This is a genomic window from Dictyobacter formicarum, assembly GCF_016587435.1.
In genome coordinates this window covers 71807-87936 of sequence record NZ_BNJJ01000016.1, presented here as the reverse complement: position 1 = coordinate 87936, position 16130 = coordinate 71807, and the positions used below count along the sequence as shown (strand labels likewise).

Sequence of the window (16130 nt, the reverse complement as noted above, 5' to 3'; positions counted from 1 at the left end):
CATAGCACAATCGAAGGAGATCACACAATGGTAATGGCTCAACAGGAGTGCCCAATATTGCCCGGCACCACAACAAGATCCATTCGTGCCCTCAACCAGCCAGCCAGTCGGCATACTCATCTCAGCGCCCCCATCGGCGCGAAGGAGAGTGCTCAATGACCAAAATCTGGCAAAAAGGCTATAGTATCAATGAGCAGGTTGAGCGCTATGCGGCTGCGCAAAATAGCCTGCTTGACAATCGCTTAATCCGACATGACGTCTGGGGCTCACTGGCCCACGCCATCATGTTGCATCAGATTGGCATTCTCGACGACGCAGAACTCCAATCCCTCAAAAAAGGTCTGAGTGAGATTCTTGAGCTAGAGAAAGCTGATAAATTTGTCATCCAACCCTCGGATGAAGATGTGCACACCAGCATCGAAAACTATCTGACACAAACGATTGGCACGGCGGGCAAGAATATCCATACAGCCCGTTCGCGCAACGACCAGGTGCTGGTAGATATGCGCCTCTATAGTAAAGAGCAGCTGACGCAGACCAGCAAGAAACTCTTCAATCTGACAACAACACTGTTGAACTTTGCTGAAGAGCATATGTCTACTCCCATGCCCGGCTATACCCACATGCAGCGCGGCATGCTCTCTTCGGTTGGACTGTGGGCCGCTAGCTTCGCCGAAGCGCTGATCGATGATGAGCGTCTGCTTTCGGCAGCCTATGAGATCAATGATCAGTCTCCACTCGGATCAGCCGCTGGCTATGGCGTGCCTTTGCCCATCGACCGCCAGCTGGTCTCGGATCTGCTTGGCTTTGCGCGCGTACAAAATAACGTCATCTATGTGCAGAATGCCCGTGGCAAAATCGAGGCCGCGATCGTACAGGCGCTGGCACAAATCATGTTGGATCTCAGCAAGCTGGCCCAGGATCTACTGCTCTTTACCACGGCCGAGTATGGTTTTTTCCAGGTGGCACAGGAAGTACGCACCGGCAGCAGCATCATGCCGCAAAAACGCAACCTGGACATTATGGAGCTGGTACGAGCTCGTTCCCAGACGATGCTGGCCCATCAACAACACATTCTAGGGATCGTCTGCGGCCTGCCATCTGGCTTTAATATGGATTATCAAGAAACCAAGCGCCCACTGATGGAGGCGCTGGACCTGGCACAAGAGAGCATCGATATCTGTTCCCTGGTCATCAGTAAGGTGAGCGTCAATAGCGAGCGGCTCATGGCAGCCTGCACGTTTGAACTCTTCGCCACCGACCGTGCCTACGACATGGTCACCAGGGATCACATGCCTTTCCGCGATGCCTATCGCATCGTCGGTAAAGAGGTGACGGCCCGGCTTGACCAGCACCTCCCCCTGCCAACTGAAAGTCAAGAGCAGCTGGCCGCGCGCCTCAAGGCCCGCAGTCATCAGGGGGGCACCGGAAATCCAGGCTTAGAACAGACCCGACAACGTCTAGCGCAAGCGCAAGAAAACTGGCAGCAGCGCGCCACAACCTTTACAACCGCAATTCAACAGCTTGTTGGAACATCCCAGATATCTATTCTAGAGGAGGAGTAACTATGGCATCCGTTGTACTCGCATATTCTGGTGGACTTGATACCTCAGTGGCCATTCGTTGGATCAAAGAGAAATATGACCTGGACGTAATCGCTGTAACCATCGATGTTGGCAATGAACGCAACATGCAAGAGATTGCCGACCGCGCCACCCAGATCGGAGCCATCAAGTCAATAATCGTTGATGGTCGTGAAGATTTTGTGCGCTACTTTGTCTGGCCAGCCTTACAGGCCGGCGCGATCTACGAAGGGCAGTATCCGCTGGCCACTGCGCTGGCCCGCCCTCTGATTGCACGCCTGCTAGTTGAGGTAGCGCGCCAGGAGGGTGCGGTGGCTGTGGCCCATGGCTGTACAGGCAAGGGCAATGACCAGGTGCGCTTTGATGTCTCAATCAATACGCTGGCCCCCGATCTCAAAATCATCGCCCCTGTGCGCGAGTGGAGCATGACGCGCGACAATGAGATCGCTTATGCCGCCGAGCACAATATACCGATCAAAGTAACCAACGCCAGCCCCTACTCGGTAGACCAGAATCTATGGGGCCGCAGCATCGAATGCGGCGTCCTGGAAGATCCCTGGGCCGAGCCACCGGCCGATGTCTTTGCCTGGACCGATGATCCCGATACCATGGACGCCCTGGAGCCCAAATACTACGAGATCAGCTTCCAGAACGGTATTCCAGTTGCCCTCGATGGCGAAGAGATACCTGGCTATGTCTTGATCGAGACGTTGAATAGCGAGGCCGGCAAGTATGGCATCGGACGCATCGACCACATTGAGAATCGCCTGGTCGGCATCAAGTCGCGTGAGATTTACGAAGCACCGGCGGCCGTGGTATTGCATACCGCCCATAGTGCCCTCGAAAGCCTGACCTTGAGTCGTGAGCAGATCCGCTTCAAAGAGACGATCTCCTCCGAGTACGCCCGCTTGATCTACAATGGACAGTGGTATAGTGCCCTGCACCAGGACCTGGCCGCGTATGTCCAGAGCACGCAACGCTTCGTCAGCGGAACTGTACGCGTCAAACTGTCGCGCGGTCGCTGCCAGATCGTTGGCCGCAAATCCGACCATTCGCTCTATGATCATGCCCTGGCTACCTACGATAGTGGCGATCAGTTCGATCACAATGCCGCTCTGGGCTTCATCAAACTGTGGGCACTCCCACTGAGCACCCAGGCGCAAGCCCAATTGCTCCCCTCCATCGGCTTCGAAGGCAACCTGCTCAACAGCGGTGAAGGAAAGGTGCAGATCTCCAGCAATCACAAAAATGAGACCCCAGCCAAATAAAATCACCAATAATCACGTAATACATAGGTTTGGAGCGTGCCTCCCGATTTAAATCGGGAGGCACGCTCCGCAAATCGGAGGCAAGCTCCGAACCCATGGTTATTTTATGCGCGGGCGGGCTGCTCGTCGGGGTTCTCTTGCCGGGCCTCTTCTTTCCGGCTCTGGCGAGCGGTACGCCAGTTTTTGAAGTCGAGCATACTCTTATAGGCCTGGTAGAGGATTGGATTGTAGGACAGGTCATAGCCAGCCATGGAAGTGCGCGCGAAGCCGTTGAAGCCACGCTTGAAGGTATAGACGCCCCACAGCGGATCTTTCTGGGCGGCTGGCTCTTCAAGAGAAGTGGGAATACCCAGGAAGTTGTAGTATTCACAACCGCGAGCTTTGGCCCACTGCATACCGGTCCACTGGAGCAAGTGATTGGGCATTACATTGCGACCCTTCGTTAATGATGCGCCATAACGGTACCAGCACCATTTGCCCATACGCATCAGGACAATGGCGGCGATCGGATTGCCTTCATGCTCGGCGATCAACATCGCATAGCGATCGCCTTCAGAGTACAATTTTGCCAGCAATTCAAAGTGTTCGATGCTATGGATATAGAACTTGTCGCGCTCACTGGTCTCTTGCAGGATACGATAGAAAGCCTCCATGTCCTCTCGCCCCTGGGCCTCACGCACCGTTACGCCTTTACGCGATGCCAGGCGGATATTATAGCGCCATTTCTCTTTCATGTTCGCCAGAATCTCTTTTTCCGCCGGGCGGATATCAAGAATCCATTCATTGCGAATATGCAAAAACTGTGTCGATGGTTTGAAGCCTCGACGCACCAGCGCCGAGATCCATACGGTATCACCTACGTCGGCTCCTGGCTCAAGCTTAAGCATAAATGCGCCCTGCTTGCGGGCTTCGCTCTTGACGAAATTGAGCAGCACATTCATAGCCGGAGAATTGGGGTCATCAATCACGGGACCGCGTGGCGCATAGAAGAAGCTGCTACGCAAGAGTGGCATCTTGACCAGCAGGAGCAGCATGGCGGCACAGAGGTTGCCCTGCGCGTCGACTACACCGATGCGAAAAGCCTGTGAGCCAACGTCCTTCGATAGTTCCCCCCACTCATAGGATTGAGTGATATTTCCGTATGGAGACTTCTCCACGAAGTCGTTCCACTGCTGCCGATCAGTAATGAAACGTGCTTCCATTTTTCTTCTCCTCTATAGCAACCTGATCAGGCTGAGAGTCTTATTACGACTAGCAAAGGCCAGGGCACCCTCTCAGACAAATAAGTAGAGGAGACACACAACAGCCATGCTAGAGCATTAGCTAGCAGATCCTGACGAGAGTATTCTCCCGCCAGACTGTTTTTGTGTCTGGACACAACTATTCGTCCAGACGTCCCAGATATACAATACTCGATCTGTGCTGGTAAAGATACTCAGGGTTGCATCGGGCAGCCAGGCCAGCACAGCATTTACAGTTTCCCGATAGATCAAGACAGCATACCGCGTCTGCACATTCCATATATGGATAGCATGGTCTTCACTGGCTGAAGCCACCAGCCACGTATCAGAAGAGCATGTAAGAGCTGTTATCCCTTCTGCATGACTATAGTAGTTCAGATTACCAACCACAGAGGGATCGAGGCCAGCGCGACAATCCCATAACTGCTCCGCATAGACTGGACTAGCACCCGCGATCGAGGCAAGCCACGCAAAAAAGTTTCCCACACCCACACCTCATCTTCGACCAATCAATCGCAGTAATGTATGCACCTGACAAGTAGCGTTGCAACACTCCAGATGAATTTGCGCTGCCTTCTCTTATCTGATTGAAAGGTATGTTATCGCGTCCAGTTTATCATGCAGAGGGGTAAATCGCTACCAATTAAAACTTATGTCGCATATGTTCTTATTCAGTGCCACCCCTTTCATAAAGCGGGGGGAAAAGCTATAATACATTTCAGCAGATCAATAGCAAACGTGCAGACAGCCAAGAACCTTCCCAGGCGGCAACGCCATTGCTGCGGGAAAGAAAGTTTAGAGCAGATGACAACAGTTTTTGAAACTATCAAGCGGCGTCGCAGTATTGGTAAAATGACGGACCAGGTCCCGACGCATGAGCAGATTGAGCGTATTCTGGAGGCGGCCACGCACGCCCCTAATCATCATAAAACCGAGCCATGGAAGTTTTTCGTGCTGGGTGGTAGGGCACGTGTGGAGCTAGGCGACGTGATGGCCCAGGCCCTGGCTGAGCGTCACAAAGATAATCCACATTTGTGTAGTCAGGCTAGCCTTGATAAGGAGCGCAACAAGCCATTACGCTCACCTATCTTGATCGCGGTGGCGGCCGAAGCCCCCAAACAGGCCAATGTACTCGCCATTGAAAACATCGAGGCGACCGCAGCGGCCGTACAAAATATGCTGCTGACCGCCGAAGAACTAGGACTGGCCGCCATGTGGCGCACCGGAGACGCGGCATATGATCCTCAGATCAAACGCTGGTTCGGCCTGACACCCGAAGATCATCTGGTCTCCTTCATCTACCTCGGCTATCCGGCCATTCAACCCGCCGAACGCCAACACATACCAACAGCCAGTAAAACTACCTGGCTGGGATGCTAAACAAATATGAGCGCTCCTGTTTTGATGTCAGGAGCGCTCATATTTGTTTTTTTCTGGTATCAGACAGATTTAGTATTGGATCAGCGCAAAGACGTCGTGTCCCTCTAAGTGTTCGCGACCTTTGAGGAAGCTCAGTTCCACCAGGAAGGCAATACCAGCGATATGGCCTCCCACCTTCTCCACCAGCTCAATGGACGCAGAAACTGTACCACCAGTAGCTAACAGATCATCAACGATCAGGACACGCTGTCCCGGTTTAATGGCATCGGTATGCAACTCAACGACATTGGTACCATATTCGAGTGCATATTCAACGTTGACAGTATCAGATGGCAGTTTGCCAAATTTGCGCACGGGCACAAAACCACAGTTGAGCAAATAGGCCAGTGGCGCCCCGAAAATAAACCCCCGAGACTCAACGCCAACCACGGCTTCAATACCAGCCCCCGCATAATGCGCGGCTAAACGATCCATGGCAATATGAAATGCTTTGGGATCTTGCAGCAAAGGGGTAATGTCCTTAAACAGGACACCTTTCTGGGGAAAATCAGGAATATCGCGAACCCAATCTTCCAATCGTACAGGCTCGGATGTTGACGTCATGAGTTATGTTCTCCTCTGTATGGTATGAAATTGGCAATAACACAGGGGCTGGTCAAGCTATTTACAGTATTCCCTTGACTGCCCCTTGTCTTCACAGAACACATTAATCGCATCCATTAGATTTATGAATAACAATCAATATTTTCTCCGTTAGAAGTATACGCTAGCCATTTCTCACATGCAAGAATTTGAGAGATGATCTCCCATTTGCCGTAGGGGCAAATGGGAGATGGAGTCAGATAGACTTAAACCGTTTCCGCAGCCTCCGCAGGTGTCTCCTCAACTGGAGGCAACTGGGCCGTACAATAGGCACAGCGCGTAGCCTTCAAAGGCACAGAGCTCAAACAGAACGGACAATCGCGTGTGGTGGGGGCCTCTTCCTTCTTGGGGCGCAAACGAGTATAGCGGTCATGCAAAGCGTTGATCGGCTTCACCACCAGAAAATAAACAACCGCCGCCGTCAAGACAAAGCTGATCAGGACACCAATAAAATGCCCATAGAGCAACGGAGGGATAAGCCCAAACTGTGGAGTTGTAACTTTATCAAAAGTGGATTTTTTAGCCAGCGAGCCAATTAACGGCTGCAGAAAGTCGCTAACGAAAGCCTGAACCAGGCCATTGAATGCAGCACCGATGACAATGCCAACGGCCAGGTCAACAACATTACCACGCAACAAAAACTTCCGGAAATCGCCCAGTGTATTCAATCCACCCCTTAAACCACGGCGCCCATACTCCATAATATTATCTCGATCAAATAAGTCCCGAGCCATGCATACTCCTTCTCTGTCAAAAAACCATAAGTTTACAATATAATTGCAGTTTGCGACACACGCATCATGCACCACGCATGTAATACGCATGTCAGGAATAATCCGCTACATAATAGAGACATTTGTTTTGACTGGCATCAAAACTATGCGGCACTGACAAATGTGCAACTATATACAGCTAATGCTTAGGGTAGCATAAACCAGGGCAGTATTCTAGAGATTATGATGAGTACATGAAACTTGATTTATGGATAAGTTTATGGTACGCTCATAAAAGATCGGTTGAAAGGAGCATTTAGAGCCAAATGATAGTAACATTTGCATTTGATTCAAAGAAGATTTCCCACCATCTGGTGGAAACCTATCTATAAGTGCGCCCTGAAGCCGCTAGCTGTTTGTAATTTTGCTCTCGCTTCTCTATCTGATCAGAGCACATCTTCCACTCACTTAGACTGCATAACCATGGGTGCACACTGACCTGTGGCTTTTTTTCTCTTTTTTTTATCATCCGCCAATGCAATAAAGCCATGGGTGCGGTCTGTCTGTTCACCTCGTGGCCTTGCATACTACCTGCCATAATTTGTGCGCTCCAGCTCATACAGATAAGAGCTCGGCATCTTTAGCGCCAGGCTCGCGAGGCTTCTGATAACATCGCTGTGATGAAAGGATTCACTCATGAGCACCAGGCTCAAACATTCATTTACCTATCGTGAGCTGTTGACGCGCTATCTGCAGCCGCAATGGCAGCGTGTCTGCTGGATGGTGCTGCTCCTTTTAGGCAGCATCGTCCTGCAACTGGTCAATCCTCAGATCTTACGCCAGTTTATTGATAATGCCTTGCAGGGAGCCAGTACCGCGCCGCTCGTGCTGGCGGGAGCATTGTTTATTGGACTCTCATTGTTGAATCAATTGCTGGCCGTTGTCAATACATATGTCAGCGAGAATGTGGCCTGGACCGCCACCAATCAACTACGGACTGACCTGGTGAGCCATTGCTTGCAGCTCGACCTGGCATTCCATAAAGCCCGCACGTCTGGCGAATTGATTGAGCGCATCGATGGTGACGTCAATACGCTGGCAAATTTCTTCTCGCAGGCGATCATCAAATTACTCGGCAATGGTTTGCTGATTATCGGTGTACTGCTCCTACTCTTCAAAGAGCGATGGCAGGTGGGCATTGCCATCAGCCTGTTTGCGCTCGCCGGCCTGTTCATCCTGATTCGCGTGCGCCAGGTTGCTGTTCCCTTCTGGGTGAAAACGCGCGAGAAAGATGCCGAGTTCTTTGGCTTCCTGGGCGAACAACTGGCTGGCACAGAGGACCTGCGAGCCAATGGAGCCACTGGCTATGTGATGAGCCGCTTCTATCAGCTCCTACGTAGCTGGCTACCCATTAATATGCGGGCCAGCGTGGCTAGCTATGCGACATGGAGTAGCACGCTACTTTTATTCGGCGTTGGCAATGCCCTGGCCCTGAGCATTTCTATTTACCTCTGGAGTAAGCACGAAATTTCACCGGGAAGCGTCTACCTGATCTTTTACTACACCAACTTGCTCAGCGCGCCAATGGAGCAGATACGCACCCAGTTGCAACAGCTACAGGAGGCGGGCGCTGGCATTGAACGTATTCGCCAGCTCTTACAGGCTCAACCCACCATTTTAGATGGCACAGGCCCTGCTCTGCCTTCTGGAGCACTGGCGCTGGAAATCAAAGATCTGACCTTTGGATATAATCCAGATGAGCCTGTGTTGCAGCAACTCTCCCTCCAGCTAGCAGCCGGTCGCGTACTGGGCATTCTGGGACGTACCGGCAGCGGCAAGACGACGCTGGCACGCCTGCTACTGCGTTTATATGATATCCAGCAAGGAGAGATACTGCTAGGAGGTGTACCCCTGCACCAGACCCGCTTGAGTGAGCTACGCCATCACATCGGCATGGTCACCCAGGATGTCCAACTCTTTCATGCCACGGTACGCGACAATCTGACCTACTTCAACCGTGCGATCAATGACGAGCAGATCCTCAAAGTTCTCTCAGAGGTTGGATTAACAGGCTGGTATAATAGCCTGCCCACAGGCCTGGATACCATCCTTGGCTCAGATGGCGAAGGTTTATCTGCAGGTGAGGCCCAATTGCTAGCATTTACGCGCGTCTTCCTCAGCAATCCCGGCCTGATTATTATGGATGAAGCATCATCCCGACTGGATCCCGCGACAGAACAGCTCATCGAGCGCGCCGTTGATACCTTGCTGAGCGAGCGTACAGGCATCATTATTGCGCATCGACTAGGCACCATTCAGCGCGCCGATGACATTTTAATCATCGAAAACGGACGGGCGCTAGAATATGGGGCGCGTGCGCAGCTCGCCAATAATCCACACTCGCGCTTTTACCAGCTGCTGCAAACCGGTTTAGAAGAGGTGCTTGCATGAAAACATATCAATATCTCTGGCGCTTGTTTCGCTATCGCCCACTACTCTATGCGCTCAATGCCTTGCTGTGGGCCATCATTCATATTGCGCCCCTGCTACCAGGCCTGCTGGCGCAACAATTTTTTAATCGTTTGCAACACGTCACACATCTTTCTAATGACTTCTGGCTCATCATCATGCTCCTGGTAGCCACCGAACTGGGCAGGGTGATCTTAATCCTGTTTGGTGGTGCAGTGGATACGCTACACCGGTTCAATATGAATAGCCTGCTGCGACGCAATATGCTGGCGCGCATCCTGGAGCGACCCGGTGCCCACGCGGTACCAGATTCACCAGGAGAGGCGATCAGCCGCTTTCGCGATGATGCCCGCCAGGCCGAAGATGCTGTTAGCTGGACCCTGGATACTATCGGCACGATCATTTTTTCGTCGATCGCTATCATTATCCTCTTCAGGATTAGCGTCACCATTACGCTGTTTGTGTTTGTGCCGCTGGTCTGTGTGGTGGCTATCGCCCAGGCCATGCATGCGCGCCTGGAACGCTACCGCCGTGCCAGTCGAGAGGCTACCGGAGCAGTTACCAGCGCCATCGGCGAAATATTCAGCAGCGTGCAGGGGATCAAGGTGGCAACCGCAGAGTCGCATGTTGTGCGGCACTTTCAGGGCCTGAACGAACAGCGCCGGCGCACCATGCTCAAGGACAGGACGCTTGAACAGCTCCTCGACTCCATTTTTGGCAACACGGTGGGATTGGGCACCGGATTGATTTTAATCCTGGCTGCCCAGGCGCTGCACAATCAGCAACTGGGAATCGGTGATCTGGCCCTCTTCATCTACTACCTTACCTTCGTAACCGATTTTACCCAGTTCTTTGGCAATTTTCTGGCCCACTACATCCAAACGGGGGTAGCATTTCAACGCATGGATGCACTGCTACAGGGTGCGCCACCTGAGCAGCTGGTTGCTCACCAACCGCTCTACCTGCGTGGCCCGCTTCCAACCTCCACCACAAACACGCTGCCAGCCGCGAATGTTCAGCTGACAACGCTCCAGGTTGTGGGACTCAGCTACCGCTATCCAGATAGTGGACGTGGCATTGCCAACATTAGCTTTCAGTTGCGTGAAGGATCGCTGACTGTCATCACCGGGCGCATCGCCTCCGGCAAAACGACGCTCTTACAAGCGCTGCTGGGCCTGCTCCCGAAGAATCATGGGGAGATTTACTGGAATAGTGAAGTGGTACAGGATCCAGCCAGTTTTTTTGTGCCTCCACGCAGCGCCTATACCGCGCAGATCCCGCGCCTCTTCAGCGCCACCCTGCAGGAAAACATATTGCTCGACCAGCCTGCTCATCCTGAACGATTGCACAAAGCCCTGCACACAGCAGTAATGGAACTGGACATCGCCACGCTGGAAAATGGTCTTGACACCGTCATCGGCAGTCGGGGCGTCAAGCTCTCTGGCGGACAGATACAGCGCACAGCAGCCGCACGCATGTTTGTACGCCCGGCCGCGCTGCTGGTCTTTGACGATCTCTCCAGTGCCCTGGATATCGAGACCGAGCATCTCCTCTGGGAGCGGCTATTTCAGGCACAGCCACCAACCTGCCTGGTCGTCTCCCACCGCAAAACCGTCCTGCAACGGGCGGACCAGATTATCGTGCTCAAAGATGGACAGATCGAAGCCATCGGCACTCTCGCAGAGCTACTGGAAACAAGCGCAGAACTCCAGTATCTCTGGCATGGAGCCAATAACGCTTAGCAACACCAAAACCAGTGAGTACATCCAGGGTTTTTTGACATTTACACAGAGAACGTGGTACCTTTGAGGTAACATATGGTGGAGATAGCTGATTTAGCAAGCAGACAAAATAATTGCATGGAAGATAATACAAGGTCCCTGGCGACCATCTTTATACATAACGGAGTAGATATATTCAGAAAGGAGTAGGTATATTATGTGGCCATTTGACCAGAATCAACACCAGGTGTATCAACAGTACGCCCAGGCCTATGATACCGGAAACTTCGATGCCTTTGATCCCATACAAGCCATCAACCATTTACGCCAGTTTATTCAGGGTGCACCATCTGAGATGCAACAGAATATTTATCAGCAGCACTTTGAGCAGATGCCCTATGAACAGCGTGCAATCCTGGCCCAGCGGATTCCGCCGCAATATGGAGCTAATCCAGACAATACCTGGTCGATGGCTCAGGGGCTGGTGCATATGGGCCACGAGCAGCCTCACCTGCTCCAACGCGTCTTCAGCCATCCCTTCCTGCTAGGAAGCGCCGTGGCCTTAACTGGCCTGGTCGCCAAGCATATGCTGGCATATCATCAACAATATCAGGACAACGGAAATCAACAGCCATATTATAATAGTTTCCAGCAAAACAATGGCTTCCAACAACAGCAACCCTACGGCTTCCAGCAACAACCCTACGGCAATGCTCAATACCAACAGCCCTATGGCAATCCACAGGAATATCAAGATCAGCAGTACATGCAGCAAGAGCTACAGCAGGAGCGACAGCGCGAGCAGGAATTGCGCCGCGAGCTGCAACAGGAAGAACGCGAGATCGAACGCCTGGAAGGAAATGCTTACCAGAATCCCCAACACCATCACCACCATCACCGCGAAGAATACTAACTTTCTTTTTCGCTCGCCTTAACGAACTGGCCTCTTGCATGAGCATTTTCATGCAAGAGGTTTTTTTAGTATGCTAGCTATAGGCAGTAGAGGCCAGCGCAGAGGTGTGCTATACTCTGGGGGAATATTTCACTGTCACCATGATACATAAAGAGGTACTATGCCCGAATATATATGGGGCCGCAATCCCATTTCAGAGACACTACAGGCCGGTCGCCATGTTCAACGCCTGCTGCTGGCAGAGGGGGTCCGTGAAGCTCCAGCCATCGCTGCCATTTTGAAAGAAGCCAGGCGACGCCAGGTCCCGGTCGAAACCGTGCCGCGCCACCGCCTGGACCAGATCAGCCACGGAGCCGTCCACCAGGGCTGCATTGCCCAGGTCGAGGAACGCACCTACGCCAGCGCCGACGATATCCTGGCCCATGCCGTACAGAAACAAGAAGACCCCTTTATCCTGATCCTGGACGCGATTCAAGATGTCAATAATCTGGGCTCCTTGCTGCGCACAGCTGAGGCGGCTGGCGTCCATGGCGTGATCATCCCAGAACACAGGGCAGCGGAAGTCAACGCCACCGTGGTCAAAACTTCGGCGGGAGCCACCGAGCATATCTTGATTGCGCAGGAGACCAACCTGACCCGTGTCATCGACCAGCTCAAAAAAGAGAATATCTGGGTCGTCGGCCTGGCGGGCGAGGGGAAGACCCTCTACACGCAAGCCAATTTAACCGGACCACTGGCTATCGTGGTGGGCAATGAAGGTAAGGGTTTGAGCCGCCTGGTACGCGAACATTGTGATGTGCTCATCAAGCTACCCATGTTTGGACAGGTCAATTCGCTCAATGCCGCCGTTGCCGGCAGCATCTCCCTATATGAAGCATTACGTCAGCGTACCGCCCGGAACGGAAAAAAGTAAGACATGGCACATAAAACGATAACAACAGGGGAAATATAGACGTATAAATTATAAAGGACTTATCTCGTTACGCCGATTCATCCGTCAACGTCTATTTTAATGCAATGTTGTGTTCTCAGGAGTAATTCTAGTGTTCAAAACTTTCACCAGGTGTCTTATTGTCTTATTTTGCGGAATGGTCGGGTTTGCACTCTTTACCTGTATCTATACACAGCCAGCAGTATTTGCCAGCCCATATAATGTGCAGGATGATCCGACCCCAACAGCAACGCCATCATATAATCCTAGTTTAATGCTTGCACTGCCCACAGGAGGAACACCCAGCGGGCGACCAGGGACCGTTATTCAATTGACGGGTACCGGCTTCCCTCCTAATAGCGATGTAACTTTTTCCATCGCAACAGATCCTAACCAATGCGCTACTGGCAATGGAGGTGTAGCGGCCCTACAACCCCAGCAGCCAGCTAAAACCGATGCAAATGGCGGATTTATGGTCCAGGCCAAATGGCCTGATGGTGCCAACCAGCCAAACGCAAAGTATTATGTCTGCGCCAATGCGGCCAACGTCAATGCAGTGGCTACCACGCCGTTTACGCTGCTCGGACAGCCCACGGTCGCCACTTCCAATCAAACGGTTAATGCGGGCGACAAAGTAACCATCACAGGGCAAAACTGGCTACCCCAACAAGGATTGAATGTAGCCATTACCGCCGGCCAGGGCGGCAATGCCATTGTGAGCGGACAGGTTACGCCAGATGCAAATGGTACCTTTACGCTGGACCTGACTATTCCCGCAAACACCCCGGCCGGCAATTACGGTATTAGCGTCGTCGGCCAGAATGATCCCAACTTAAAAACTTATCTAGATAACGCAATTACGGTCAACGCGCAGGCCACGCCAACAGCGCAACCCACAGCCACACCTACCCCCACGCTCCAGCCCACAGCCACACCTACTCCCACACCACCGAGTAACAGCGGCAGTTCCAGTGGAGGCGGCGGTTTAACCTGGCTCATCTTCGTGCTAGGCGGTCTCGGTGTGGTACTGGTCATCATTGGCCTGACCATGTACCTCTCACATACCCATAGCTAAAAACTTTTTCTCTCAACTATAAGAAGGGCGCAGCAGACAAGATGTCCACCGCGCCCTTCTTCTGTTTTGTTGCCAGTTTGGGTCTTTAGAGAGACAAGCGCTTGAAGATATTCTCGGGAATCGCTTTGATGACCAGCATGATGATGCGCCAATAGCCAGGGGTATAGGCGACATCTTTGCGCTTCTTGATCGCCTCATATATGCCCTCACCGACCGCCTGCGGCTGGGCAAAGAGCAGGCCCTGCTTCATATGCGCGGTCATTGGAGTAGAGACAGTACCCGGCTTGATCGTAATCACAGCCACGCCAGACTTCGATAGGCGGTTACGCAGGCCCTGCAGGAAAGTGCTGACAGCGGCCTTCGCCGTACCATAGACATAGTTCGTCTGGCGTCCACGATCACCGGCCACCGAAGAAATAACCGCGATCGTACCACGCTTATGCTGCTCGAAGTAATTAGCGCTCAACGTCAATAGCGAAATCACACTCAGCGCGTTGGTATTCAGTTCCTGCAACGTCTCGGCCACACTCAGCTCGCACGCACGCTGGTCGCCCAGGGTACCATGTGCAATCAACAACACATCCAGACCACCCAGAGTCGCGATCGCCTGCTGCAGCATCTCATCGTGGTGCTCCAACTGATTGAGATCCAGCGTATACGTCTCAATGGCTTGTGCCCCACGCACCTTTAAATCGGCTGCCACCACCGACAGCTTATCGGCGGAGCGCCCGACCAGGAAAAAATCGGCCCCATCGCGGGCAAAAAACTTGGCTGTCTCATGGGCCAGCGCAGACGTGGCCCCCACAATTGCTACTCTCATCTTTATCGTACTTTCTTAGATATATGTCGGAATGTTGCTATCGGTTCCCTGGGTCACACGGCGCCAGAAGCTGGAGGAGAACTTAGGATCAATGTACTGCTCAAACTCCTGCCACTGCGGATAAAACTTCTTAAAGGACTCAGGGCTCATGCGCGCATCTTTCGCTGGATAGAGAACGCCACCATTATCCTCAACGATACGGTCCAGTTCATTCATAAATGAACGTGTGCGCTGACCATGGTTGGAGAAGTCGAGGGCCAGCGTAATGCCGGGACGCGGGAAGGACAGCATACCGGGCGATTTAATATAACCGAACTGCTTCAAAACGGTCAGGAACGAACCTTCACCAGCCTGCTGGATATGGTGGATACACTTGTGCATCGCCTCACGACCATTCTCAAACGGTACCACAAACTGATACTGGAAAAAGCCACGCTTACCATAGATACGATTCCAATTGTGGATAGCATCCAGTGGATAGAAGAACGGATCATAGGGCACGGTTTTATTAACATATTTCTCTAACTGGACGTGGTAATAGGCCTCATTGAACGCTTTAACCGTAAAAGTATTGAGGGCAAACGAAGGAAAATCGATCGGCACAGCCAGCGGCAACTTCTTCGGCTTATATCTCTTCGCCAGAGCAGGGTCCTGGTTGTGGTTACCACGAGAAAACTTACCACGGCACAGCTTGTCGCCACCGATCAAGAGATCCACCCAGGACACAGTATAGTCGTAATCTTTATCCGATGCGGCCGAGAGCTCGAAGAATTCGTCGAGCGATTCAAAGCGGATCGACTCCATATCGATGAAGGGGTTTACAATCTTTCTCAACTGGAACTCAGCCCAGAGGATCACGCCGGTCAGGCCTAGTCCACCGATCGTGGCTCGAAAAAGCTCGTTGTGCTGTTCCGCCGAACAAATAAGATGCTCACCACTTGAGCGCACTAACTCAAACTTGATCACATGGCAGCCAAAAGTGCCGGCGGCATGATGGTTTTTACCATGCACGTCATTAGCGATTGCGCCGCCAACCGAGACAAATTTGGTACCTGGGCTTACCGGCAAGAACCAGCCACGAGGTACCGCCACCTGCAACACATCAGCCAGCGAAACACCGGCTTCACAGCGAATAATACCCTTTTCAGTATCAAAAGAAATAAAGTTTTTTAGGTGACTTGTATCAATAGAGATGCCATTTTCATTCAGGCAGCTATCGCCATAGCTGCGACCATAGCCATAAGGGAGGATCGATTGGTCCAGAGTACTAAGATCTGGCAGTTCATCGCGCCAGTATACTGGTACGACCTGGTTATTCTTGACCAATGGATAGCGCCCCCAGGATTGAGGCTGTTTATTTGCGGATCCCATAAC

General features: G+C 52.2%; 15 protein-coding genes. 9 read left to right on the top strand and 6 right to left on the bottom strand.

What is annotated here, in order from left to right; all coding sequences use genetic code 11:
• Window positions 1–27: 27 nt before the first annotated feature.
• Genes JMI88_RS40235 through JMI88_RS25740 form a run of 3 tightly spaced genes read left to right on the top strand, consistent with a single transcriptional unit; the run spans window position 28 to window position 2851 of the window.
• Window positions 28–159 (top strand): hypothetical protein, encoded by a 132-nt coding sequence (locus JMI88_RS40235; protein WP_268906024.1) that lies wholly within the window; start codon window positions 28–30, stop codon window positions 157–159.
• Window positions 156–1565 (top strand): argininosuccinate lyase, encoded by a 1410-nt coding sequence (gene argH / locus JMI88_RS25745; protein ID WP_201364830.1) that lies wholly within the window; start codon window positions 156–158, stop codon window positions 1563–1565. Before JMI88_RS40235 ends, argH begins: the two co-directional genes overlap by 4 nt.
• A gap of 2 nt (window positions 1566–1567) precedes the next feature.
• Window positions 1568–2851 (top strand): argininosuccinate synthase, encoded by a 1284-nt coding sequence (locus JMI88_RS25740; protein WP_201364829.1) that lies wholly within the window; start codon window positions 1568–1570, stop codon window positions 2849–2851.
• A gap of 104 nt (window positions 2852–2955) precedes the next feature.
• Here JMI88_RS25740 and JMI88_RS25735 read toward each other — a convergent pair whose 3' ends face one another.
• Window positions 2956–4053, bottom strand: coding sequence for a lipid II:glycine glycyltransferase FemX (locus JMI88_RS25735; RefSeq protein ID WP_201364828.1), 1098 nt, complete (start codon window positions 4051–4053; stop codon window positions 2956–2958).
• Window positions 4054–4170: 117 nt separating this feature from the next.
• A complete protein-coding gene (locus JMI88_RS25730; protein ID WP_201364827.1) occupies window positions 4171–4578 on the bottom strand; it encodes a WD40 repeat domain-containing protein in 408 nt (135 codons plus the stop codon).
• 318 nt (window positions 4579–4896) lie between these two features.
• Between JMI88_RS25730 and JMI88_RS25725 the strand changes: the two genes are divergently transcribed.
• Window positions 4897–5472, top strand: a complete 576-nt coding sequence (locus JMI88_RS25725; protein ID WP_201364826.1) for a nitroreductase family protein — start codon at window positions 4897–4899, stop codon at window positions 5470–5472.
• A 69-nt stretch (window positions 5473–5541) separates the two neighbouring features.
• Here JMI88_RS25725 and JMI88_RS25720 read toward each other — a convergent pair whose 3' ends face one another.
• Both JMI88_RS25720 and mscL read right to left on the bottom strand, forming a co-directional pair.
• Window positions 5542–6075 (bottom strand): adenine phosphoribosyltransferase, encoded by a 534-nt coding sequence (locus tag JMI88_RS25720; RefSeq protein ID WP_201364825.1) that lies wholly within the window; start codon window positions 6073–6075, stop codon window positions 5542–5544.
• Between the two features lie 245 nt (window positions 6076–6320).
• Window positions 6321–6848 carry a large conductance mechanosensitive channel protein MscL gene (gene mscL, locus JMI88_RS25715; protein ID WP_236023071.1) on the bottom strand — a complete coding sequence of 176 codons (528 nt, stop codon included), beginning with the start codon at window positions 6846–6848 and terminating at the stop codon, window positions 6321–6323.
• A gap of 675 nt (window positions 6849–7523) precedes the next feature.
• Between mscL and JMI88_RS25710 the strand changes: the two genes are divergently transcribed.
• The 5 genes from JMI88_RS25710 to JMI88_RS25690 all read left to right on the top strand — a co-directional run bounded on the left by JMI88_RS25710 (window position 7524) and on the right by JMI88_RS25690 (window position 13936).
• Window positions 7524–9278: an ABC transporter ATP-binding protein gene (locus JMI88_RS25710; RefSeq protein WP_201364824.1), complete on the top strand. Its 1755-nt coding sequence runs from the start codon at window positions 7524–7526 to the stop codon at window positions 9276–9278.
• Window positions 9275–11038 carry an ATP-binding cassette domain-containing protein gene (locus JMI88_RS25705; protein ID WP_201364823.1) on the top strand — a complete coding sequence of 588 codons (1764 nt, stop codon included), beginning with the start codon at window positions 9275–9277 and terminating at the stop codon, window positions 11036–11038. The genes JMI88_RS25710 and JMI88_RS25705 overlap by 4 nt, the downstream gene beginning before the upstream one ends.
• Window positions 11039–11234: 196 nt before the next feature.
• Entirely contained in the window at window positions 11235–11930 is a 696-nt protein-coding gene (locus tag JMI88_RS25700) for a hypothetical protein (RefSeq protein WP_201364822.1), read from the top strand.
• A 160-nt stretch (window positions 11931–12090) separates the two neighbouring features.
• Entirely contained in the window at window positions 12091–12843 is a 753-nt protein-coding gene (gene rlmB / locus JMI88_RS25695; protein WP_201364821.1) for a 23S rRNA (guanosine(2251)-2'-O)-methyltransferase RlmB, read from the top strand.
• 130 nt (window positions 12844–12973) lie between these two features.
• Window positions 12974–13936, top strand: a complete 963-nt coding sequence (locus JMI88_RS25690) for a hypothetical protein (protein ID WP_201364820.1) — start codon at window positions 12974–12976, stop codon at window positions 13934–13936.
• An 85-nt stretch (window positions 13937–14021) separates the two neighbouring features.
• Here the strand turns inward: JMI88_RS25690 and JMI88_RS25685 are convergent, their stop codons facing one another.
• Window positions 14022–14756: an SDR family oxidoreductase gene (locus JMI88_RS25685; RefSeq protein ID WP_201364819.1), complete on the bottom strand. Its 735-nt coding sequence runs from the start codon at window positions 14754–14756 to the stop codon at window positions 14022–14024.
• Window positions 14757–14771: 15 nt separating this feature from the next.
• A complete protein-coding gene (locus JMI88_RS25680) occupies window positions 14772–16127 on the bottom strand; it encodes an FAD-binding oxidoreductase (protein WP_201364818.1) in 1356 nt (451 codons plus the stop codon).
• Between the last annotated feature and the right edge of the window lie 3 nt (window positions 16128–16130).

What these genes read in the sequence shown, in the direction of transcription:
- JMI88_RS40235 (WP_268906024.1), top strand. Translation starts at nt 28, where the DNA reads ATGGTAATGGCTCAACAGGAGTGCCCAATATTGCCCGGCACCACAACA.
- argH (WP_201364830.1), top strand. Translation starts at nt 156, where the DNA reads ATGACCAAAATCTGGCAAAAAGGCTATAGTATCAATGAGCAGGTTGAG.
- JMI88_RS25740 (WP_201364829.1), top strand. Translation starts at nt 1,568, where the DNA reads ATGGCATCCGTTGTACTCGCATATTCTGGTGGACTTGATACCTCAGTG.
- JMI88_RS25735 (WP_201364828.1), bottom strand. Translation starts at nt 4,053, where the DNA reads ATGGAAGCACGTTTCATTACTGATCGGCAGCAGTGGAACGACTTCGTG.
- JMI88_RS25725 (WP_201364826.1), top strand. Translation starts at nt 4,897, where the DNA reads ATGACAACAGTTTTTGAAACTATCAAGCGGCGTCGCAGTATTGGTAAA.
- JMI88_RS25720 (WP_201364825.1), bottom strand. Translation starts at nt 6,075, where the DNA reads ATGACGTCAACATCCGAGCCTGTACGATTGGAAGATTGGGTTCGCGAT.
- mscL (WP_236023071.1), bottom strand. Translation starts at nt 6,848, where the DNA reads ATGGCTCGGGACTTATTTGATCGAGATAATATTATGGAGTATGGGCGC.
- JMI88_RS25710 (WP_201364824.1), top strand. Translation starts at nt 7,524, where the DNA reads ATGAGCACCAGGCTCAAACATTCATTTACCTATCGTGAGCTGTTGACG.
- JMI88_RS25705 (WP_201364823.1), top strand. Translation starts at nt 9,275, where the DNA reads ATGAAAACATATCAATATCTCTGGCGCTTGTTTCGCTATCGCCCACTA.
- JMI88_RS25700 (WP_201364822.1), top strand. Translation starts at nt 11,235, where the DNA reads ATGTGGCCATTTGACCAGAATCAACACCAGGTGTATCAACAGTACGCC.
- rlmB (WP_201364821.1), top strand. Translation starts at nt 12,091, where the DNA reads ATGCCCGAATATATATGGGGCCGCAATCCCATTTCAGAGACACTACAG.
- JMI88_RS25685 (WP_201364819.1), bottom strand. Translation starts at nt 14,756, where the DNA reads ATGAGAGTAGCAATTGTGGGGGCCACGTCTGCGCTGGCCCATGAGACA.
- JMI88_RS25680 (WP_201364818.1), bottom strand. Translation starts at nt 16,127, where the DNA reads ATGGGATCCGCAAATAAACAGCCTCAATCCTGGGGGCGCTATCCATTG.